General features: G+C 47.7%; 14 protein-coding genes. 1 reads left to right on the forward strand and 13 read right to left on the reverse strand.

Annotated features, from left to right (window positions below; genetic code table 11):
* Positions 1-5 precede the first annotated feature (5 nt).
* From HMPREF1492_RS07565 to tsaD, 4 genes are all read right to left on the reverse strand, one after another.
* Positions 6-536 (reverse strand): IS30 family transposase, encoded by a 531-nt coding sequence (locus HMPREF1492_RS07565; RefSeq protein ID WP_156924064.1) that lies wholly within the window; start codon positions 534-536, stop codon positions 6-8.
* Positions 537-612: 76 nt separating this feature from the next.
* A complete protein-coding gene (locus HMPREF1492_RS07865) occupies positions 613-1,038 on the reverse strand; it encodes a helix-turn-helix domain-containing protein (RefSeq protein ID WP_156924065.1) in 426 nt (141 codons plus the stop codon).
* 205 nt (positions 1,039-1,243) lie between these two features.
* Positions 1,244-3,277 carry an NAD(+) synthase gene (locus HMPREF1492_RS02360; protein ID WP_035435548.1) on the reverse strand — a complete coding sequence of 678 codons (2,034 nt, stop codon included), beginning with the start codon at positions 3,275-3,277 and terminating at the stop codon, positions 1,244-1,246.
* 10 nt (positions 3,278-3,287) lie between these two features.
* The gene (tsaD, locus tag HMPREF1492_RS02365; RefSeq protein WP_035435550.1) at positions 3,288-5,759 is read right to left on the reverse strand and encodes a tRNA (adenosine(37)-N6)-threonylcarbamoyltransferase complex transferase subunit TsaD; all 2,472 of its coding nucleotides are present in this window, start codon (positions 5,757-5,759) and stop codon (positions 3,288-3,290) included.
* A 379-nt stretch (positions 5,760-6,138) separates the two neighbouring features.
* Here tsaD and HMPREF1492_RS02370 point away from each other — a divergent pair, with 379 nt between their 5' ends.
* A complete protein-coding gene (locus HMPREF1492_RS02370; RefSeq protein ID WP_035435552.1) occupies positions 6,139-7,023 on the forward strand; it encodes an Abi family protein in 885 nt (294 codons plus the stop codon).
* A gap of 16 nt (positions 7,024-7,039) precedes the next feature.
* Here the strand turns inward: HMPREF1492_RS02370 and mcrC are convergent, their stop codons facing one another.
* From mcrC to HMPREF1492_RS02415, 9 genes are all read right to left on the reverse strand, one after another.
* On the reverse strand, positions 7,040-8,176 hold the full coding sequence (gene mcrC / locus HMPREF1492_RS02375) for a 5-methylcytosine-specific restriction endonuclease system specificity protein McrC (protein WP_084054966.1): 1,137 nt from the start codon (positions 8,174-8,176) through the stop codon (positions 7,040-7,042).
* A complete protein-coding gene (locus HMPREF1492_RS02380; RefSeq protein WP_035435553.1) occupies positions 8,173-9,744 on the reverse strand; it encodes an AAA family ATPase in 1,572 nt (523 codons plus the stop codon). Before HMPREF1492_RS02380 ends, mcrC begins: the two co-directional genes overlap by 4 nt.
* A gap of 225 nt (positions 9,745-9,969) precedes the next feature.
* On the reverse strand, positions 9,970-11,295 hold the full coding sequence (locus tag HMPREF1492_RS02385; RefSeq protein ID WP_035435555.1) for a PTS sugar transporter subunit IIC: 1,326 nt from the start codon (positions 11,293-11,295) through the stop codon (positions 9,970-9,972).
* Positions 11,296-11,529: 234 nt separating this feature from the next.
* Positions 11,530-12,621, reverse strand: a complete 1,092-nt coding sequence (locus tag HMPREF1492_RS02390; RefSeq protein WP_035435557.1) for a DUF871 domain-containing protein — start codon at positions 12,619-12,621, stop codon at positions 11,530-11,532.
* 82 nt (positions 12,622-12,703) lie between these two features.
* Positions 12,704-14,077 (reverse strand): PTS sugar transporter subunit IIC, encoded by a 1,374-nt coding sequence (locus tag HMPREF1492_RS02395; protein ID WP_156924087.1) that lies wholly within the window; start codon positions 14,075-14,077, stop codon positions 12,704-12,706.
* Between the two features lie 67 nt (positions 14,078-14,144).
* On the reverse strand, positions 14,145-14,468 hold the full coding sequence (locus HMPREF1492_RS02400; RefSeq protein ID WP_035428454.1) for a PTS sugar transporter subunit IIB: 324 nt from the start codon (positions 14,466-14,468) through the stop codon (positions 14,145-14,147).
* Positions 14,469-14,480: 12 nt separating this feature from the next.
* A complete protein-coding gene (locus HMPREF1492_RS02405) occupies positions 14,481-14,813 on the reverse strand; it encodes a PTS sugar transporter subunit IIA (protein ID WP_035432511.1) in 333 nt (110 codons plus the stop codon).
* A gap of 2 nt (positions 14,814-14,815) precedes the next feature.
* A complete protein-coding gene (locus HMPREF1492_RS02410) occupies positions 14,816-16,741 on the reverse strand; it encodes a BglG family transcription antiterminator (protein WP_051479362.1) in 1,926 nt (641 codons plus the stop codon).
* Between the two features lie 189 nt (positions 16,742-16,930).
* On the reverse strand, positions 16,931-18,118 hold the full coding sequence (locus HMPREF1492_RS02415) for a tyrosine-protein phosphatase (protein WP_035432509.1): 1,188 nt from the start codon (positions 18,116-18,118) through the stop codon (positions 16,931-16,933).
* Positions 18,119-18,223: the final 105 nt, after the last annotated feature.

Raw genomic sequence — 18,223 nt, forward strand, 5'->3', positions numbered from 1 at the left:
AATTCTCAAAGCAAGTGCAACGTTTGGTGATGGTAGACTTCCCAAGGGCACTTCCAACCCAGACGCTTACGTGGCCTCAGATTGAGCTCATTATATACTGCCTCAATCTCTCTATCGCTAATCGATGAGAGGTCTGTACCTTTTGGAAAATACTCTCTGATGAGACCGTTGGTATTTTCATTGGTACCTCTTTGCCAGGGATGATGTGGAAGACAGAAGTAGATACTTACTCCAATAGCTTCTTGAAGTTCTGCTGCTCGAGCAAACTCAGATCCACGATCAAGCGTTATGGTTTTTACTACCTCACCTCTCAAAGCTTGCTGTATAGCTACATTGACATCAGCACTAGACCCTGATGCAGCTTTGCCACCAACAAGGTAGCCGCTCATACGGTCAACTTGTGTGACCAGGCGTGGCCCTTTGGCCTTACCGATGACGGTATCACCTTCCCAGTCTCCAATGCGTTGGCGATCTGCAACCTCTTTTGGTCTTTCGACAAGTTCATGAGTTATCCGTATTTTTCCTCTGCGCTCTATGAGGTGTTTTGTATGCCGTCGTTTACCTCGGTGTCTAAGTCTCTACGTACAGACTGTACACCTGGAAGTTCACAGTCTAGTTTTCCGAGTGTATGGCTCTATATATAGTGCTACAGCTGACAGGAGCGTAGGAAAGTTCTAAGTGTAGTCTGCCTGCAATCTGCTCAGGTGAGAAGTGGCGACTACAGATAAGAAAGACAATACGTGCACGAAGGCTTGGATCATCGAGTAGGGTGCGTTTCTTGCAAGCCTGGCGTCGAACATCGGTCTTTCTCTGAGCAGTCGAAGCCCTATAGCACAGATGCGCCACTCCAATGATTGTCCAACCGTTTCTTTTAATCTCTCGTGAAATACTTGATTTGTTTCGACCGAGCTTACGAGCAATCTGGCTTATACTTTCATGATTTTTCCACCAGACCATAATGTCTTCGCGCTCTTCAATGCTAAGATGGCTATAGTGACCCATGGAAATCCTTTCAATGATCGTTGTCGTAAGCGCCATTGTAGACCCATGGGTCACTACCTTGTCTTTTGTTGTTGCACTTGCAATGAGAATTCAAGGGCCAAAACCACCTCTTCCCCACCCAAAGCGAAAATCCACCTGCATAAAAGTACCCGGCTATTCATTTTCATGAATAGCCGGGTACTGAACGCCTGAGAAATACGCCCTACCACGCTACGATCTGCCGCGCTACGATCTGCCGCGCTTACGCCTCCAAACTCTCCAGTTCAGAGAGCCAAAGCGAGCTCGAGGCGTCGGACGGCATGCGCAGGTCGCCACGCGGAGACAACGAAACCGAACCAACCTTTGGTCCGTCGGGCATCGCCGAGCGCTTAAACTGCTGCGAGAAGAAGCGGCGATAGAACACCTTTAGCCAGTGCACGATAGTCTCGTGGTCGTAAATCTCCTGGTCAGTACCTGTGCCAAATGCGCACTCGGCAAGACGCAGAACCTTGAGCGGGCCACTTCCGTGACGAAGCACGTGGAATAAGAAGAAATCGTGCAACTCGTATGGGCCAACCAGGTCCTCCGTCTTCTGCTCAATGGAACCGTCTGCCGCGGATGGCAGCAGCTCAGGAGAAACCGGTGTGTCCAGGACGTCGCGCAAAACGTGAGCAATTTCGTCCTCGCCCTGCTCCTCATAAGCGTCGGCGCAGTAATCGACAAGGTACCTGACCAGCGTCTTTGGTACCGAAGCATTTACGCCGTACATGGACATCTGGTCACCGTTATACGTTGCCCAACCGAGCGCCAGCTCGGAAAGGTCGCCCGTACCAATGACCATACCGCCCACCTGGTTGGCAACGTCCATCAGAATCTGCGTGCGCTCGCGAGCCTGGGCGTTTTCGTACACAACGTCGTGAACATCCTGGTTGTGGCCGATGTCGGCAAAGTGCTGCAGCACAGAATCCACAATGGAAATCTCGCGCAGGTCGGCGCCAAGCGACTGCACCAGCTCAATAGCGTTGGTGTACGTGCGGTCCGTGGTGCCAAATCCCGGCATCGTCACAGCTACAATGCCCGAGCGGTCGTATCCCAGCTGGTCAAACGCTCGCACCGTGACGAGAAGAGCCAGCGTAGAGTCAAGTCCTCCCGAAATGCCAATAACCGCATGGTCAGAGCCGGTATGCGCCAGTCTTGAAGCCAAACCGTGAGCCTGAATCGACAGAATCTCCTCGCAGCGTGTTGCGCGAGCGTCATCCATCGCGGGCACAAACGGATGTGGGTCAACGTACCTGGTCAGGGGCGTGCGGATTGCAAGCTCGACGCCCTCGCCCTCGCTGTCGTGGCCGTGACCTGCGGCGGCGTGCTCGTTGCCACCCTCGCCGTCAAACTCCAGCGAGAAATACGTGGTCAGGTGCTTGTAATCCTCCGGCGTCGGAGCAACCTCAAACGTCGACGTGCGCCTGCGGTCAGCCGCCAGCGATAGCACGTCAATCTCGGACACGGCAATACCCTCGCCAAACACGCCAGAGTCAGCGAGCACACGGCCATTCTCGACAACAAGATCATGGCCCGAGAAAACCAAATCGGTCGTAGACTCGCCCTCACCAGCACTTGCGTAAACGTAGCCGCAGATCAGATGCGCGCTCTGTTGCGCAACCAGCTGACGACGGTACGCGGACTTGCCGGCCAGCGCGGGCGACGCGGACAAGTTGCAGATCAGCGTGGCGCCGGCGACGGCGTGCGCGTTTGACGGCGGCATGGGCACCCAGAGGTCCTCGCAGATCTCCGCGCCCACGACCAGCTCAGGGATGGTGTCGCACGCGAACAGCTGGTTGGTACCAAACGGAACCTCGCCCAGCAGGCCAAAGTCCACGCTGGTGACCGTCTTGGGGCCAGAAACAAAGTGTCGGCCCTCGTAAAACTCGTTGTACATGGGCACGTAGCGCTTGGGCACCAGGCCCAAAAGCTCTCCCCTAAAGAGAACAGCGGCGCAGTTGTAGAGCTTGCCAGCTACGCGAACAGGCAGGCCTAGCAGCAGCAACGCGTCGACGTCGGCCGTGCGGGCAGCAATGGAAACCAAGCCGCGCTCGGCAGCGTCCAGGAGCGCATCCTGCCAGAACAGGTCCTCGCAGGTGTAGCCCGTGATGCAGAGCTCGGGCAGTACGACCACCTTGGCACCGCAATTACCTGCGGCTTCTTCGATGGCCGCCAGGCAGCTCTCCACGTTAAATGCCACGTCGGCCACGCGGACGCGCGGCGTGATACTTGCAACTTTGATGAATCCGTCTTGCACAATAGCCTCCTTACATGCCGCTTGGGACAACGGGCGCCGCATCCGACGACCACGATCCCAGCTGCGCGTTGGGGTTTGCGTCCAAGGTCAATGGCGAGAAACCCTGCGTACGGTAGCTACGAAGCGCGCCGACGGCAATCATTGCGGCGTTGTCGCCGCAAACCGACATCGGAGGCACCGTTACTCGAACGCCCATACGACCAAAGGTTTCCTTATATGCAGCTCTAAGTGCGGGGTTTGCAGCTACGCCGCCACCCACGCAGAAATCGGAGACGCCCGTCTCCTCAACAGCAGTTTTAGCCTTTGCAACCTGCACGTCAATAACAGCCTGCTCAAACGAAGCAGCCAAATCGGGCAGATTGATTGCTCTACCTGCGCGATTCTCGCCCTCAATGTAGGTAATAACGGCTGTCTTCAGGCCAGAAAGGCTGAAGGAATAGTCGCCGCTGTGCATCATCGCGCGCGGGAAGTGGATGGCCTTAGGATTGCCCTGAGCTGCAAGTTTGCTGATTACGGGGCCACCTGGATAGCCGAGGCCAAGCGCCTTGGCAACCTTATCAAATGCCTCACCCACAGCGTCATCAATGGTGGAGCCCAGGACCACGTAATCTCCCCAGGCACGCACGTGTACCAGCATAGTATTGCCGCCCGAGACCAGGCTGGCCACAAACGGCGGCTCTAAGTCCGGCGTCTCAAACAGGTTGGCCAGCAGGTGGCCTTCCAGGTGATGAACGGGAATAAGCGGCAAGTCAGTGGCCACGCAGAAGCCCTTGGCAAACGCCACGCCTACAACAAGCGCGCCGACAAGGCCTGGACCTGCAGTAACACCAACGGCGGCCAGGTCAGACGGCACCAGCGTGTCGCAACCAAAGTGCGCGCCCGCGCGGGCCATGGTCTCTTCGAAGAGACCCACGATAGCCTCGGTATGCTTGCGAGAAGCAATCTCGGGCACGACGCCACCAAAGCGGGCATGGAAGTCAATTTGCGTTGCAACGACGTTTGCGCAGACCACGCCGTGTGAATCCATAATGCACATGGCAGTTTCGTCGCACGAGGACTCAAGGCTGAGAATCAAATCCCCTGCCTCGCGCAGTGCCGCAAGCGTCTCTTCAGAGCGCTCACCTGCAACAATAGGCCACGGACGCACTGATGCGTGAGGTTCAGGGTTTCTCGCCTCAAAGCCAGCACCAACCGCCAAAGGCAGCTGCGCCGTCATCAAAAGCGCCGCGCAATCTGGACCGTAATATCCCGGGCGACGACCAACTTCAGCAAATCCCAGCTTGCTATAGGCGCCCTGAGCTGGAGCGTTATCCTCCTCCACCTCAAGGGTAATCGCAGACGCACCAAGCATCTGAGCGTCGTACGCCACGCGTTCTACCAGCTTGGATGCGATTCCCTGGCGGCGACGCTCGGGCGCAACCACCACTTCTTCCACCTCAAACTCGGCTCCTGCCAGGCGACCGCCCGCAAAGCCAATAACCGTTCCGCGGTCGTGAGCCAGCCACCAGCTACGCCCAACGCCCGAAAGCTCGTCGTAGAACGTCTGCTTTGACCAGGCCGAATGCGCAGCGTCAGCATACGTTGCCGCCTCAAGCTCCGCCACCTGGTCCAGATCGTTCATCGTCATCGGACGAAGCTGCAGGTGAATATCGGCCAGCGCATCATCCACGCCGGTCAGAGCCACCGTTGTCGGCTCCTTCAAGCCCAAACGTTTGCGCTCCGACTCCTCCGCGTCCGAAAGTCGCGTGTAAATGGGCAGCACCAGCGCCGGATCGCCCGCACCTGCCTGCTGATACTCGGGCATGCACACCGCGCGTACCAGGCCTTCTCCTGTTGGAAACCACGTTGCTTCATCGGTGTATGTCGAGAAACCCGCGCGCTCAAAACGCTCACGGTACTTCAATAAGCCATTGCCTGTGAGCGTGAGCTGGTCCTTATCAGTCCTGCTCGACCACTCCTCCACACAAGCGTCTGCCTTGAGGACGGTCTCCACCGGGAAGGTTCTATGTACTCCAGCATTATCCAGCTGGTAGATGCCCGGATAGACCTCGCCGCGCATAGCGTCTGCAACAACGCCAACGGTGCCGCGCACGCCCGCCTTCCACGCGCTGAACGCCATGGCGTCAAGCGCACTTGCGCCGTAAAGCGGCAGGCCAGAGCCGCATGCAATGCCCTTTGCAGTTGCCACGCCAATGCGAACGCCCGTGAACGAGCCAGGTCCTCTACCTGCGATTACAGCGTCAACGTCGGCCATGGTCAGACCAGCGGCGTCAAGCGCCTCCTGGACTGAACCCACAAGCTCCACGTTTGCCTGGCGACGGCACAGGTGATCCGTTGACGCCAGTACTTCAACGTCAAACCCGCCGTCTGCGGCTGCCGCAGCGGCATCGCGCCTGGTCAGACGTGCGACCGTACACGCCAGCATGTCTGTAGACGTATCAACCGCAAGCACCACGTTTGTTTCATTTTTTATAGCAAGCATAAACACTCTTCTCGGCGTAAAAACGCCTTGTATCACGCCAACATTTCTTCTTGTAACTCTATAACTATACGCCAAGCCACGCCCGCAAACAGCGCGAGTCCCAACCCCGCAAAACTTTTACGCAGCGACTTATCTACCGGCGCGTTTATACGTCGCAACTTAATCAAACCTTGGCTAGCGAGAAACGCTCTGATGCCTACACCATATACACAAACCTGCATAAATAGCTTGGAAAGATTGCTACAGAGAATTTACAGTTTCAGCCCTATTACTCTAGACAATCTTGCTATTTAGTTTATAGTTAATTCATCAGCGCCCACCCAAGGCTACGCAATGCGTCCTGAAATGCGGTGGGCCTTTTCATAGCATTGGGATTCACATGGAAAATAAACCTTTTAAAAGCATCGATGAGATGTGTTGTTTATTAATTCAAGACCGTGGACTTATCTGCCCAGATGATAATGAACTGAGGAAATTTTTAAGTAGGACAAATTACTATCGTTTCTCTGGATATGCTCGTGATTTTCAAGAAGATCCGGAGAAAGGTAAGAACTCGTTTGTCGGCAATACTTCTTTTCAAGATATTAATAAACTTATTAACCTAGATGCTAAATTACGAATTCTGCTGACAGAGCAATTAAGTGTTATCGAAATCGCAATTAGAGCAAAGCTTGCTCACGAATTTGGTAATGAGTACGGTTCAAATGCTTACTATCTTGATTGCAAAGCCTATACGGATCACAATTTTGCAAAAAAATTTATAATTCCGGGAATTTTTTCAGATCTTGATCATGACAAAAGCCGAATCATTCAGCATTATTCAAAAGAGAGTTTCAACACACCATACGAAAAATATCATGATGTACCAATCTGGGTTGCTGTAGAGGTCCTCTCCTTTGGAAGAATTTCTAATATGATTAGCTATTCAGATAATATTGAAGTAACCAAAAGAGTAGCTAAATCTCTCGGTGTCCAATGGAAACCTTTTTCAAGTGTTGTTCATTCTTTACATGTACTAAGAAATTTGTGTGCACATCATCGTCAACTATGGAATAGACCCATGCGCATCCAATGCCCAGTTCAGAAAAAACTTCGCCCAAAAGACATTAGCTTTGACCCCAAGAGCGTTTACGCTCACATACTAATGGCCAACTACTACAGAAAAGCCATCGATGGGGATACTTCGGTTGCCAGAAGAATACAAGAACTTCTCGATAAGAACGATGTTTTTACAGAAGGTATTTATTTACCTCATCCAAAATAGCCACATCTAAAAAAGCCTATATACTTATATCAACATGACCGGTTCCGCTATAGCTTTTGCATAGTCCAGGGCCGGTCCTACTTTTTTCTATCCCAAACTGGTCTTCCACAATCCGGTCAAGCTGTGCCGAAATGCACGAGAACTCTTTGTTCAAATCAAGCGTCTGCACAGAAATCTTATTACCGCTTATGTGATACACGTCGTCAGGAGCCAGCAGCTCATTTGTTCGCGCGTACAAAAGCATGCCTGAAACCTTCCGGTCTGCACCTTTTACCTGGGCTTCTTTGTTCTTCACATACGTATATATCTGATACAAATTACCCGAATGCACCTTATGCGCACCAAAATTTTCCTGAAGCGAATGCTGATAATACTTCGCGTCAATAATTAAAATCTGATCCCCATACGAGAGCGTAATATCCGTCTGCATGTCCGGCAAAAGCCCAACGTATCCATCGTCCAAATCCCAAGGAATTTGCGATGCTCTAGCAGAAAAACCTTTCACATGCTGGGCAAACTCCTGCGCGTAATATTCCAGAATGAACTTCTCGTACAACCTATGCATTTTTTGCTCGTCAATAAAACTTGCCAGGTGATACTCGCCATCTTCAGTGGTCATAAGCATACCTTCAACAATCAACTGGCAAATTGAGAGTAGCAACTGATACGTGCGGTTATTGCGCTGAAAACGAATATCCGCCCAGCGAACCTGTTTTAAATCAACCTCATCAATGTCCGAAAAGAAAAGCATTTCTCGCTTAAGAGCCACTTTATACTGCGACGTTACATCCTTCTGTTTGAGCAGCAACAGAGCCACGGACTTTAAAATCTGATTGAATAGGTTGTTTTGCGAAAGCTCATCAAAATCGCAGGTAACTTGCGCGCGCTGAGCAAGACGGTTCCTAATGGTCCCCGGCATTTCAATTTTGCCTCGAACAACCGCTAGATCCTCCACACAATTTATGTACTCGCGATACAAGCCCTGCTTGAGCTGCAAACCAATTCCCTTGGACAAGATGGCCGCAAACAGGTTATAAATCGAGTCAAACGTCTCCTTCTGCACGTCCTCATACACAGATTCCCGCAGCGTAGTGAAGGCGTACGACAGCATATAGTAAATATTTTTTATGAAGATATGCCTATCTTCGGTCATTGAAACACTCCATGAAGGATGTTCTCCCAGCGCTGGTATTTCTCATGGTCGTCAAACCAATACTCGCCCAGCATTGGCAAGATGTCGTAATCCACAACCTCCTGCATCCATTCATCGGTGCAGCTCAGCTCATCGCGACCGCAGAAATAGCTGTGTCCAATGCAAAATCCTCTGCCTAGCGATCTATCTGACGCAATCTCCAAGTTCAGCTCAATCACCTTGGCGAGAAGATCGTTGAAAGTTTCATTTTTAAGTGACTGCTGGTACTGGATAAAGCCCTCAGTCTCAAAGCCAGGCTCCATCTCAAAGAAGCTAAAGCGACGACGCAAAGCGTAATCAATCATTGCCAGGCTTCTGTCTGCCGTATTCATCATTCCGATAATGTAAAGGTTCTCTGGGACCGAGAACTTCTCGTCATTGTACGCAAGTGTAGCTGGTGTACCTCGATAATCATTCTCAATGAGCATCAAAAGTTCGCCAAAAATCTTGCTCAGATTGCCGCGGTTAATCTCGTCGATAATAAAGAAATACTTTGCGTCAGGATCCGCCTCTGCCTTCTTGCAAAAACGATAGAACACGCCTTTCTTGAGCTCAAAGCTTGCCCCATTAGGCTTGTAGCCCATCATAAAGTCTTCGTACGAATAATTCTGGTGGAATTGTACGAACTCAATAGCGTCCTCGTTCACGGCACCTATCAGCGAATATGCAAGTCTTTTTGCCGAGAAGGTCTTTCCAACTCCTGGTGCTCCCTGCAAAATGATGTTCTTTTTATTTAGTAATACGGCAGCTAACTTGTCATATTTCTCTTCCGACATAAATACTTCCTCCAAAAATTTTCCCTTGTTATATGGAGGAATACAAAACAACTTATCATCAGGTGGAGTTGGAGGAATCTCTTTATAATCCTTTGAGAAATACGCAATATCAGCCGTTAGAGTCACAAAATAAGGATCGGGATAGCAATCTTCTGTTAAAGCAGAGGTAAACATCTTAATGAGTTCGGAATCTTCAGAAATTACATCTCTAACTTCATTATAAAATTTCGTATACGTCCTTATATTAGTTGTAGATGCCCCTTGCTTAAACTCGTAATTGCTCTCTAACCTATCCGATAAAGCTTTTACTTGTCTAAACTTATATATGTAATATATGTCTGGATATCTAAGCCAAAGATAAGTTGTGATGGTTCCCTCTTTTTGATAATGCTGCTTCCCTTCAGGACCATATGTTTCAAGCAGCTTATCTGACCGTGCGATAAACCCATTGATACGCTCAATTAAATCGATATTCTCGTCAAAGAGCTGCATAAACATAGAGCGAACCTCTTCTGGGTTCTGCTCGGCATAGAACTCAATCATCTTACGAGAAAAATCATAAGAAGTAGTTAAAAGATTTTCCGTTTTAGACAGCGACTTACTCAGCATCGCAGGAAAATCCTGGGCGTTTATATCCCAGTTATCCTGGAAGCACTTAATTGCTTCCCACTTATATTTTTCTTCCTCCCAGTGAGAAGGAAAATTCTCTTTGTACTGAGTGAGGACCTCATCAAGAGATTGTCTATCTATCATTGCTGCTCCCTTTTAGGCAAAAGCCAGTAAATCTTTCTGGTTGCTCGCATACATTGCCAGACCAACCTGTGTCATCGCCTATCATGTACTACCAGTTAAATTGCGCTTTATACTGATAGTATCCTCCTAATTGGGACTCATATTTTTAACTTCTTACACATTTCGGCGAACAGAAAAAGCAGCTCACCCAAAGCTGCCTTCAACGCACACTATGTCTCCACGGCACTAGACTGCGCGCTCTGTCTCAGCTCCCTTTTCCTCCTTGAGAAATTGCATATCCAGAGCCTTAATAAACGGCAGGTAGATTGCCATATCAATCAAAATCAATACGAGCTGAAGCAAAGCACCCTGCCATCCGCACAGAAGAAATCCCGAGATCAATGGAGGGGTACTTCCAGGCAGCATAATACCGTTGCACAGAGGCACCAAGCCGGCGCTCATTGCGGACCACGCAATTAAAACGTTAACAACCGGCGTAAAAATCAGAGGAATTGCCATGATGGGATTCAAAACTATCGGCAGTCCATACATAACCGGCTCGTTGATACCAAAAATACCAGGCACAATAGAAATCTTTGCAATGTCTTTTGCACGGCGAGAATTGCAGAAAAAAAATATCACAATCAACAGTGAAAGGGTTGATCCTCCGCCACCAAACAGCGCAAAGAACGCATCAAACTCTCGATTGATAATGTTGGGCAGTGCTGTTCCAGCTGCAAAAGCAGCCTGGTTTTCCAGTGTAAGCGCGGTCAAAATCGGCGTAAAAATAGGGCTCGTAATGTTTGACCCGTTAATGCCAAAGAACCAGAAAATACCCTGGATGACGTAAGCAATCGCCAAGGCCCACACGGTTCCGCCAAGCATGGTCAGTGGAATCTGCAACATCGAATAAATGCAGGTAAATGCATCTCCCCAAGGGGTAAGTGCAAACAAAACGCTAATCGCCCACACTGCGGCAAACGTGAGCGCCATCGGAACCAGAGCACTAAACGCAAGCGAAACAGACGTAGGAACACCCTCCGGCATCCTAATAACCCAGTTCTTCTTGATAGCAAATCCAAAAATGGACACCGACAAAAAACCTACGATAATCGCTACAAACACACCCCTCGCGCCGGTCCACGCAAGAGGAATGCTCTCCACCAAAAATGGCTGAGAAGCTCCCTGGGGCAAAAACTCAGTCACCTGAGGCATCAAAATAAACCAGCTGACGAGCGAAACCATACCAGCAGAAACTCGATCCTCTAAACCAAGTTGATCAGCAAAGTTGTAGCCAATCTCGAACGACAAAAATATTGCCATAAGCGAAACAGTGCAGGCAGAAGGAATGGCCAACAGCGAGAAAAGCGACTTGCCCTGAATCGTAGTGGACTTCAAGAAATCAACCCACGCAGGAATTGGCAAGTTGCCTACCAACGTAAACATTGATCCGATAATAAGGATTGGCATGAGCATGGCAAAAGAGTCGCGCATAGTAAGAAGATATTTATTCTTACTCACCAACTCTGCCATTGGCATAAGCTTTTTCTCAAGGCCTTGCGCTACATTCATATAGTCCCCAAAACAGCACGTAAATCCCTACAAAATTCAGAAATGAGAATCTTATAACAAATGCAACGCTAGCCGTCTATCGCAAGGTCATTCACATAAAATTCACCTGCGGACAACACCAAACCCATTCCAAATACCTTAAATTTGTTATTAAAAACCTGGCGAGAAGATCACTCCTCTCGCCAGGCGACTAATTTTCCATTTCAGCATTGATGTAGCAGCCAAACAACCCCGCTAGTCTCTAACAAATCCAAACGGGAATTCAGGTTTCACATAATCCAACAAGAAAAGTTCGTCTTCTGGGATACGTCCTACAACATTACGGGTTCCATCATCCTCAAAATCTCTTAGAGCAACTTCAACTTCTCCCAGGTAATGAGACAGATTGTCATTCACTACTAATACATCTCCGCGCTTAATATGACAATTTGCGCGCTCGCGAGCAGGAATTGAAGTGGAATACTCAAACATCCTAGGCACTGAAGAACGCAGATAATACTCAGATGCATCGCCACGTGTTACGTGGTTGAACTGATACAAAACGTTCTTCTCGACCTCAGTTGCACCAGAATCAAATTCAACCTTGAACGTTACCTTAGTAGTATCTACGGCGGCTAGTGCGGCAAGTTCCTCTTCAGAAGCAAAGCAATTGCCAATCATAATGTCGTCAATAAGGCCAGTTGCCAACAGGTGTCTTGCCTGCAAATCAATTGAACGAGTACGATCATCTTCGCAGGTAGGAAGACCATCATAAACCGGCCATGGACCAAACGTATTATCCTGCTGACTCGTCACAAATGCCGCCTGAGTTAAACCCATACCAAAATAATGCTCGGAGAATTCAATAAAGCGTTTCTCGCTCAAGCCAGAAAATCTCTGTGGATAAAAATTGTGACAAACGCACATATTGCGACGATATGCGCCACGCTCAATAAGTAGATCAAGCGACAGCATCTGACTGGCATTAAACTCAACCGCAATGCCATAAGGATTTCTTGTCAGAGCAATGTCCTGACGGTCTCCCAAATGCCCATCAAGGCGAATAATATCAACGCCCATCTTGGCAAAAACAGAAATATCAGTTGCCGTTGCCCCTAAGTGCTGGAATACGCGCGGGTTGGTATCCACTGCAACCGTAAACCCATACCCATGAGCGCGGTCCATAAACTGTGAAAACTCAGCTACTGTCTCTTCTGGTGATTTATCCACAGAAAGTAAGCATGTGAAAATGCGCGAGAAACCATAGTTACTTGCTAATGCCATATAGGCATCATCGGCTTCAGGTGTTGAGTGCTCTGGATAAAGAGAAATTCCAAGCCTATGCATCACTTCCTCCAATCAAGCATACAGACTGATACCTGGCACAGCGTCTTAGCGTTGCACCAGGTACAGCTCAAATACAAAAGTTTTACAGCACGACAGAATCAAGGTCGATAGAATCAAAGTCTTCCAGCTCAGTAGAAGATTCCTCGGAAGCTGCGGCTTCTTCCTTCAGATATTCCTTATCCAACGTCTTGATGAAAGGCAGATAAATAAAGATTCCCAGAATAATCAAGAAGAGCTGCAGGACAGCGCCTTGCCAACCACTCAGCAGGAATCCAGAAACCAGAGGAGGAGTAGTCCAAGGAAGCATAACGCCATTGCACAGAGGTACTAAACCAAGATCCATGATGAAGTACGCAATAATGATGTTGACCACTGGAGTGAGGATAAAGGGGATCAACATAACAGGGTTAAGAACAATAGGAAGACCAAAGATAATTGGCTCGTTGATACCAAAGATACCAGGAGCAACAGAAATCTTTGCCAGATCTTTAATACGCTTGGAATTGCAGAACAGAAGCATTGCAATCAGCAAAGAGAGCGTAGAACCGCCGCCGCCAAAGGTTGCAAAGAAGGTCTCGAACTCACGGTTAACAATGTTAGGAAGTGCTGCGCCAGCAGCAAATGCAGCCTGATTTTCCAGCGAAAGTGCGGTAAGAATTGGTGTGTAAATTGAACCAGTAACGCTGGAGCCATGAATACCAATAAACCAGAATCCACTTGCCAAAACATAACTAAATGCCAATGCCCAAACAGTTCCACCAAGTGAAGTCAAAGGAGCCTGAAGGATTGCATAAATGAAGTTAAAGGCATTGCCCCATGGGGAAATGATAAAGACAATTCCAACCAGCCATACGGCGGTAAATGCAACGGTCATAGGGATAAGAGCGCTGAATGCACGGGCAACAGTAGGTGGAACGCCCTCTGGCATCTTAATGGTCCAGTCTTTTTTAATGATGTAGCCAAACACGCCTACTGCAAAAAATCCCACAATCATGGCAATGAAGACGCCTTTTGCACCCGTCCATGCAAGAGGAATACTGTCTACCAGGAATGGCTCTACGCCTTCTTCAGGTGAAAACTCAGTTACCTGAGGCATAAGGATGAACCAACCTACCAAAGAAACAATGCCCGCTGACGCGCGGTCTTTAATACCAATGTGCTCGGCAAAGTTATAGCCAATGTTAAAGGCCAGGAAGATTGCCATGAGCGAAACAGTACATGCGGAAGGAATAGCCAGCAGAGCAAACAGCGATTTATCTGGCTGAACCATCGTAGTCTTCAAAAAATCAATCCACGCAGGAATTGGGAAGTTGCGAAGCAAAGTAAACATAGAGCCAATAATCAGGATTGGCATGACCATTGCAAACGAATCTCGCATGGTCAGAAGGTATTTATTTTTACCAATCATTTCAGCTAGCGGCATAAGTCGCTTTTCAAATACATCCATCGTTTTCATAGAACCCTCCAAACTAACAACTCTCCATTTTTTATAAAATCACAGATAAAACGTATAGCGAGAAACCCTATGCAGTAGAACCACGCTTAATCAAAGAAATGGCCATCTTAAGCACACGCTCGCCGTTCAAGTTGCCATAATCCGCTGACTCAATAACGCCAACAGGAATTTTTGCTCCGTATTTTGCGTTTACATCGTCAAAGCTAAAACGAACCTGAGGTCCCAGTAAAATGCAGTCAGGAGTGTCGTGCTCTACCTGGAAATCAATCGCGGTAGAAGAAAATGCCTCGACCTTTACTTGAATTCCATGGGCATCAGCAACCTCTTGCATCTTGTTTGCAAGCATACTTGTGGACATACCTGCACTACAAAACAAATCAATCTTTTTCATACCTACTTCCTTTCATTCACCACTGCTCGTAGTTACTTGCTTACAAAGCTCAACGATTTGCACTGCTAAATCGTGTGTGGTAAGAGCACACATCAAATGATCTTGTCCGTGGACCATCAGCAAAGATAGTGGCTTGTTATCCTGTCCAATAATTTCCTGCTGAATCCGTTCCATCTGAAACTCATGCGCTCGATTTAACGATTCTGAACTCTGTTTCAACAGCTCATCTGCCTGGTCAAACTTTCCCAAACGAGCGCACTTGATTGCTTGTATTGCATAGCTTTTTGCATCCCCACCATGCACAACCAAGTTGGTGACAATAGCCTCTACCTCTCTTTCATCCATTCCTATCCCCTCTTTCTCAAACCATCACCTGACGATGTAATCTGACCAACAAAAGTTGAAAAACTTTGATGCTTTACAAGTGAACAAATTTCCTCTTTATCCATAAGAAGGGACGCCATGTTCTTGTTAAATAAACGGGTCTTCTCGTCTTCTGAACAAGAAACTGAGATTAAAAACACAGCAGCTACGTCATGACCATCCCAATCAATTGGGTTGTCCAATAAGCCAACTGCCACACAAGTACGATTGGATACAGGCCTTGAGGGATGAGGAAGTGCAACCAAGTTTCCAAAGGCAGTCATTGCTAAAGTTTCGCGGTCAAAAACAAGAGCTCTGAACTCATCTTCAGAAACAGAGATGTTTGATCTCTCAATGCTGCATAATTGACTAATCAAAAAGTTAAGTACTTCCTCCTTGCTCCTATACGCAAGATGTGGGAAGAAAAGGTGTTCGTTGAATTGTTTAGCAAACTCTGCTCGTTCATCTCGACGCAGTAAGTCTTTAACTACCTGGTCTTTATTAATATCATCAAGCAAGAATCCCGAATAACACACGGGAACTGGCAAAGGAGATTCAATCTCAACGGTAGAGAACACGTAATCAATATGCGAGAAATCAATCGAAGAAATCTGGCTTAAATTGCACGTAGAAATTGTCCCGATATAAGGCCCAAATTCCTCTTTAATACGAATTCCCAAAATCTTTGAGGTACCTAGACCTGTTGCACAAACACACAACACATTCTTTTTTGGCAGTTCAGTACGCTTGCGCTCCAAAGCCAATGCAAATGCCAGAGCCAGATAAGCTACCTCATGCTCAGTTAACGTTGCTTCGTACTCTTTGGCCAAAATTGTTGACGACTCCATGGCCATTAAATACGCCAGAGGCATTCGATACTGGATGTCAGTAAGCAGCGGATTCTCTATCTGCAGGTTATAGTGAAGACGAACTGAGAGCGGCACAATATGTCTAGCTAAACCCATATGTAGCTCAAGATCATTTCTGAAATCAAATCTAAAGCTACTCCATACCAAATCAACCATCTGGCGAGTTACGGCAAATACATCATCAGTAATCACTAGATTTGGAGATTCAGAAATATCTTTAAACATCTTTTTAGATGCCAAGTGAACTGCTATATAGGCAACCTCTATCTGAGGAAACTCAACATCAAACTCAGATGACAGGCGATTTACCAGCTTTTGCGCTACGGTATATTCATACGAGCACTGAATTCTCTTAAGCGAGTCTTCCTGTCCTACAACATAGCGCTGTTGCTTAATGCGATTAATTGCAACCACTATATGAATGACAAGATTTCTAATTGCAAAATCATTCAAGCTGACATCATGATGTTCAACACACTCAACTACCAGCTTTGTTACATCAGTAATAAGTTCATTATTTTCTACCGTGGCGTGACAGCTGCCCGAATATTCTTCGTTTGTTACCAGACTTGCCAGGCAGAGTCGCTTATTAAATTCAGTACCTTCAATCTGAATTCCATAATGCGATTTACGCATTATGTGCAGGTCAAATCTGGCGAGAAACTCTTCAGCTTGTTTTAAATCAGCCGAGATAGTCTTACGAGAAACGTAAAGAATCTCTGATAACTCGTCTACCGTGACCCAATCGCTTCGATTAAGCAGATCGTCCAATATATATGCCACGCGTTCATTAGAAGTCTGAGGTAACTGATCTTCTTTATTAAGCCAGCAATCCAAGAGCTCAGGATTAAGAACTTCAAGATGATAACCCTGACCCTTTATTGTTGTAATTTCAGCAATACCTGAGAGTAATTCTTTTGCACGCTTGATATATGCACGCACGGTGCGCTCGGAGACGCATAAGGACTCAGACAGCGTTGATGTAGAAACATCTTCCTGTTTTGCCAAGCACGTTATGAGACGAACAAGTTTGTCATCCATGACGCACCCTCCTTTTTAACAAATTATAAAAAGGGGCTCTGACGTTTCCATTTCCAATTCCGCCAACGGTAAAAGGAAATCAACTTCACATAACATTATTTAAATCTGTTATTAAAAAACCTGGCGAGAAGATCGCTCCTCTCGCCAGGCGACTAACCTGTCAGTTCTTTGCAGTTGCAGCCACAACCACTACTTCTTTGTCAGTCTTGCAATGAGCTGATCAACCTCGGCATCAGTCATTCCAGCGTCGGTCAGATACTTACGAGCACCAGCCGCGTAATCTAAACCGTCAAGCGAGCCACCCAGAGGCTGCCCACCAACACAAAGAGCAATGTCATTGAATTTAACCTCTACAACAGCATCGTAGCGAGCTTTGTCGTTCTTCTCGCTAATACCGTAATAATTGTCATAAGTGGCCATATAGTCATCGCGCATTTCCTCATACGATGCACCACAAAGACCTTCAAGCAAAGCGCAAGTAAAGCCCGTGCGATCCTTGCCTTCCGTGCAGTGAGTAAGATACGGTCCCTCATGCTTAATCATCTCGCGCAAGCCTGCAACCAGACGCTCAGCATACTTTTTACTACGATAATTTGCATTCAAGTCCAAAGCAGTAACGTTTCCGGCCTCATATAGTCCCTTATGCCAAGAAACATCGTAATCGGCTTTCTGGTAATAACCCTCAATCTCTTCATTGCTATCAGCAAGATCCAAAATGTATTGAACGCCACATTTTTGAGCAAGCTCAGCAGCGTAAGGTGCACGATTGTTCTGGTTATCAATAGGTGATGCCGAACGATACATCACATTCTCTGCCATGTTTCCGCCCCTCATAGCACGGAAGTTAGCAAAGACCTCGTCACTTGCATAGTCGGAACGATTTTTAGTGTATGTTGCGCCAAGAGCCTTTTGAACTGTTGCGTATTTTTGCTTCTCGTGCAGAGTTACGGTACCGGTATCGCCCTCTTTAAGACCGGCGGTTTCCCACAGAGGGTCTCCGTTGTTCACGCATACGTCAATATGAGGATATCCGGGATACCCGCTAATCAAAGCCTCACCAGTCTTAGTATAGTAGCCGTTATAGTACGGAATATCGGTAAGCTTGTAGCCGTTGCTAAACGTAACATCCACGCTATCGCCAAACTCAAAGCCCATCTTATTAAAGTCCTCGATGGTAATATCCAGATAAACACCACCAAACTTGGTCTCATGCGTAGCAGCAAGCGCCCCTGTTGTAAGTTCTTTCTGCTGCGTTTGCTCCGCGGGCTTGTTCTCTTGCTGAGAAGGTGCAACGTTGCACCCTACCAACATAAACGAGAGCACCAGAGCCATGAACATACTCAAAACCGCAGTAAACCGCTTCTGTAACTTTTGCATTTCTCGCCTCTTTTCTCTTGTTTCTGCATGTCAAAAGCACAGTGCTTTAACTATATGTCTGGCGAGAAACCCCACCTGTTAAAACGGGTAGGGTTTACATGAACG

Origin of the sequence: Atopobium sp. BS2 (genome assembly GCF_000565075.1) — a bacterium.
Lineage (GTDB): Bacteria > Actinomycetota > Coriobacteriia > Coriobacteriales > Atopobiaceae > Lancefieldella.

Coding starts and splice junctions, on each gene's coding strand:
- HMPREF1492_RS07865 (WP_156924065.1), bottom strand. CDS start 1,038: ATGGCGCTTACGACAACGATCATTGAAAGGATTTCCATGGGTCACTAT.
- tsaD (WP_035435550.1), bottom strand. CDS start 5,759: ATGCTTGCTATAAAAAATGAAACAAACGTGGTGCTTGCGGTTGATACG.
- HMPREF1492_RS02370 (WP_035435552.1), top strand. CDS start 6,139: ATGGAAAATAAACCTTTTAAAAGCATCGATGAGATGTGTTGTTTATTA.
- mcrC (WP_084054966.1), bottom strand. CDS start 8,176: ATGACCGAAGATAGGCATATCTTCATAAAAAATATTTACTATATGCTG.
- HMPREF1492_RS02380 (WP_035435553.1), bottom strand. CDS start 9,744: ATGATAGATAGACAATCTCTTGATGAGGTCCTCACTCAGTACAAAGAG.
- HMPREF1492_RS02385 (WP_035435555.1), bottom strand. CDS start 11,295: ATGAATGTAGCGCAAGGCCTTGAGAAAAAGCTTATGCCAATGGCAGAG.
- HMPREF1492_RS02390 (WP_035435557.1), bottom strand. CDS start 12,621: ATGCATAGGCTTGGAATTTCTCTTTATCCAGAGCACTCAACACCTGAA.
- HMPREF1492_RS02395 (WP_156924087.1), bottom strand. CDS start 14,077: ATGAAAACGATGGATGTATTTGAAAAGCGACTTATGCCGCTAGCTGAA.
- HMPREF1492_RS02400 (WP_035428454.1), bottom strand. CDS start 14,468: ATGAAAAAGATTGATTTGTTTTGTAGTGCAGGTATGTCCACAAGTATG.
- HMPREF1492_RS02405 (WP_035432511.1), bottom strand. CDS start 14,813: ATGGATGAAAGAGAGGTAGAGGCTATTGTCACCAACTTGGTTGTGCAT.
- HMPREF1492_RS02410 (WP_051479362.1), bottom strand. CDS start 16,741: ATGGATGACAAACTTGTTCGTCTCATAACGTGCTTGGCAAAACAGGAA.
- HMPREF1492_RS02415 (WP_035432509.1), bottom strand. CDS start 18,118: ATGCAAAAGTTACAGAAGCGGTTTACTGCGGTTTTGAGTATGTTCATG.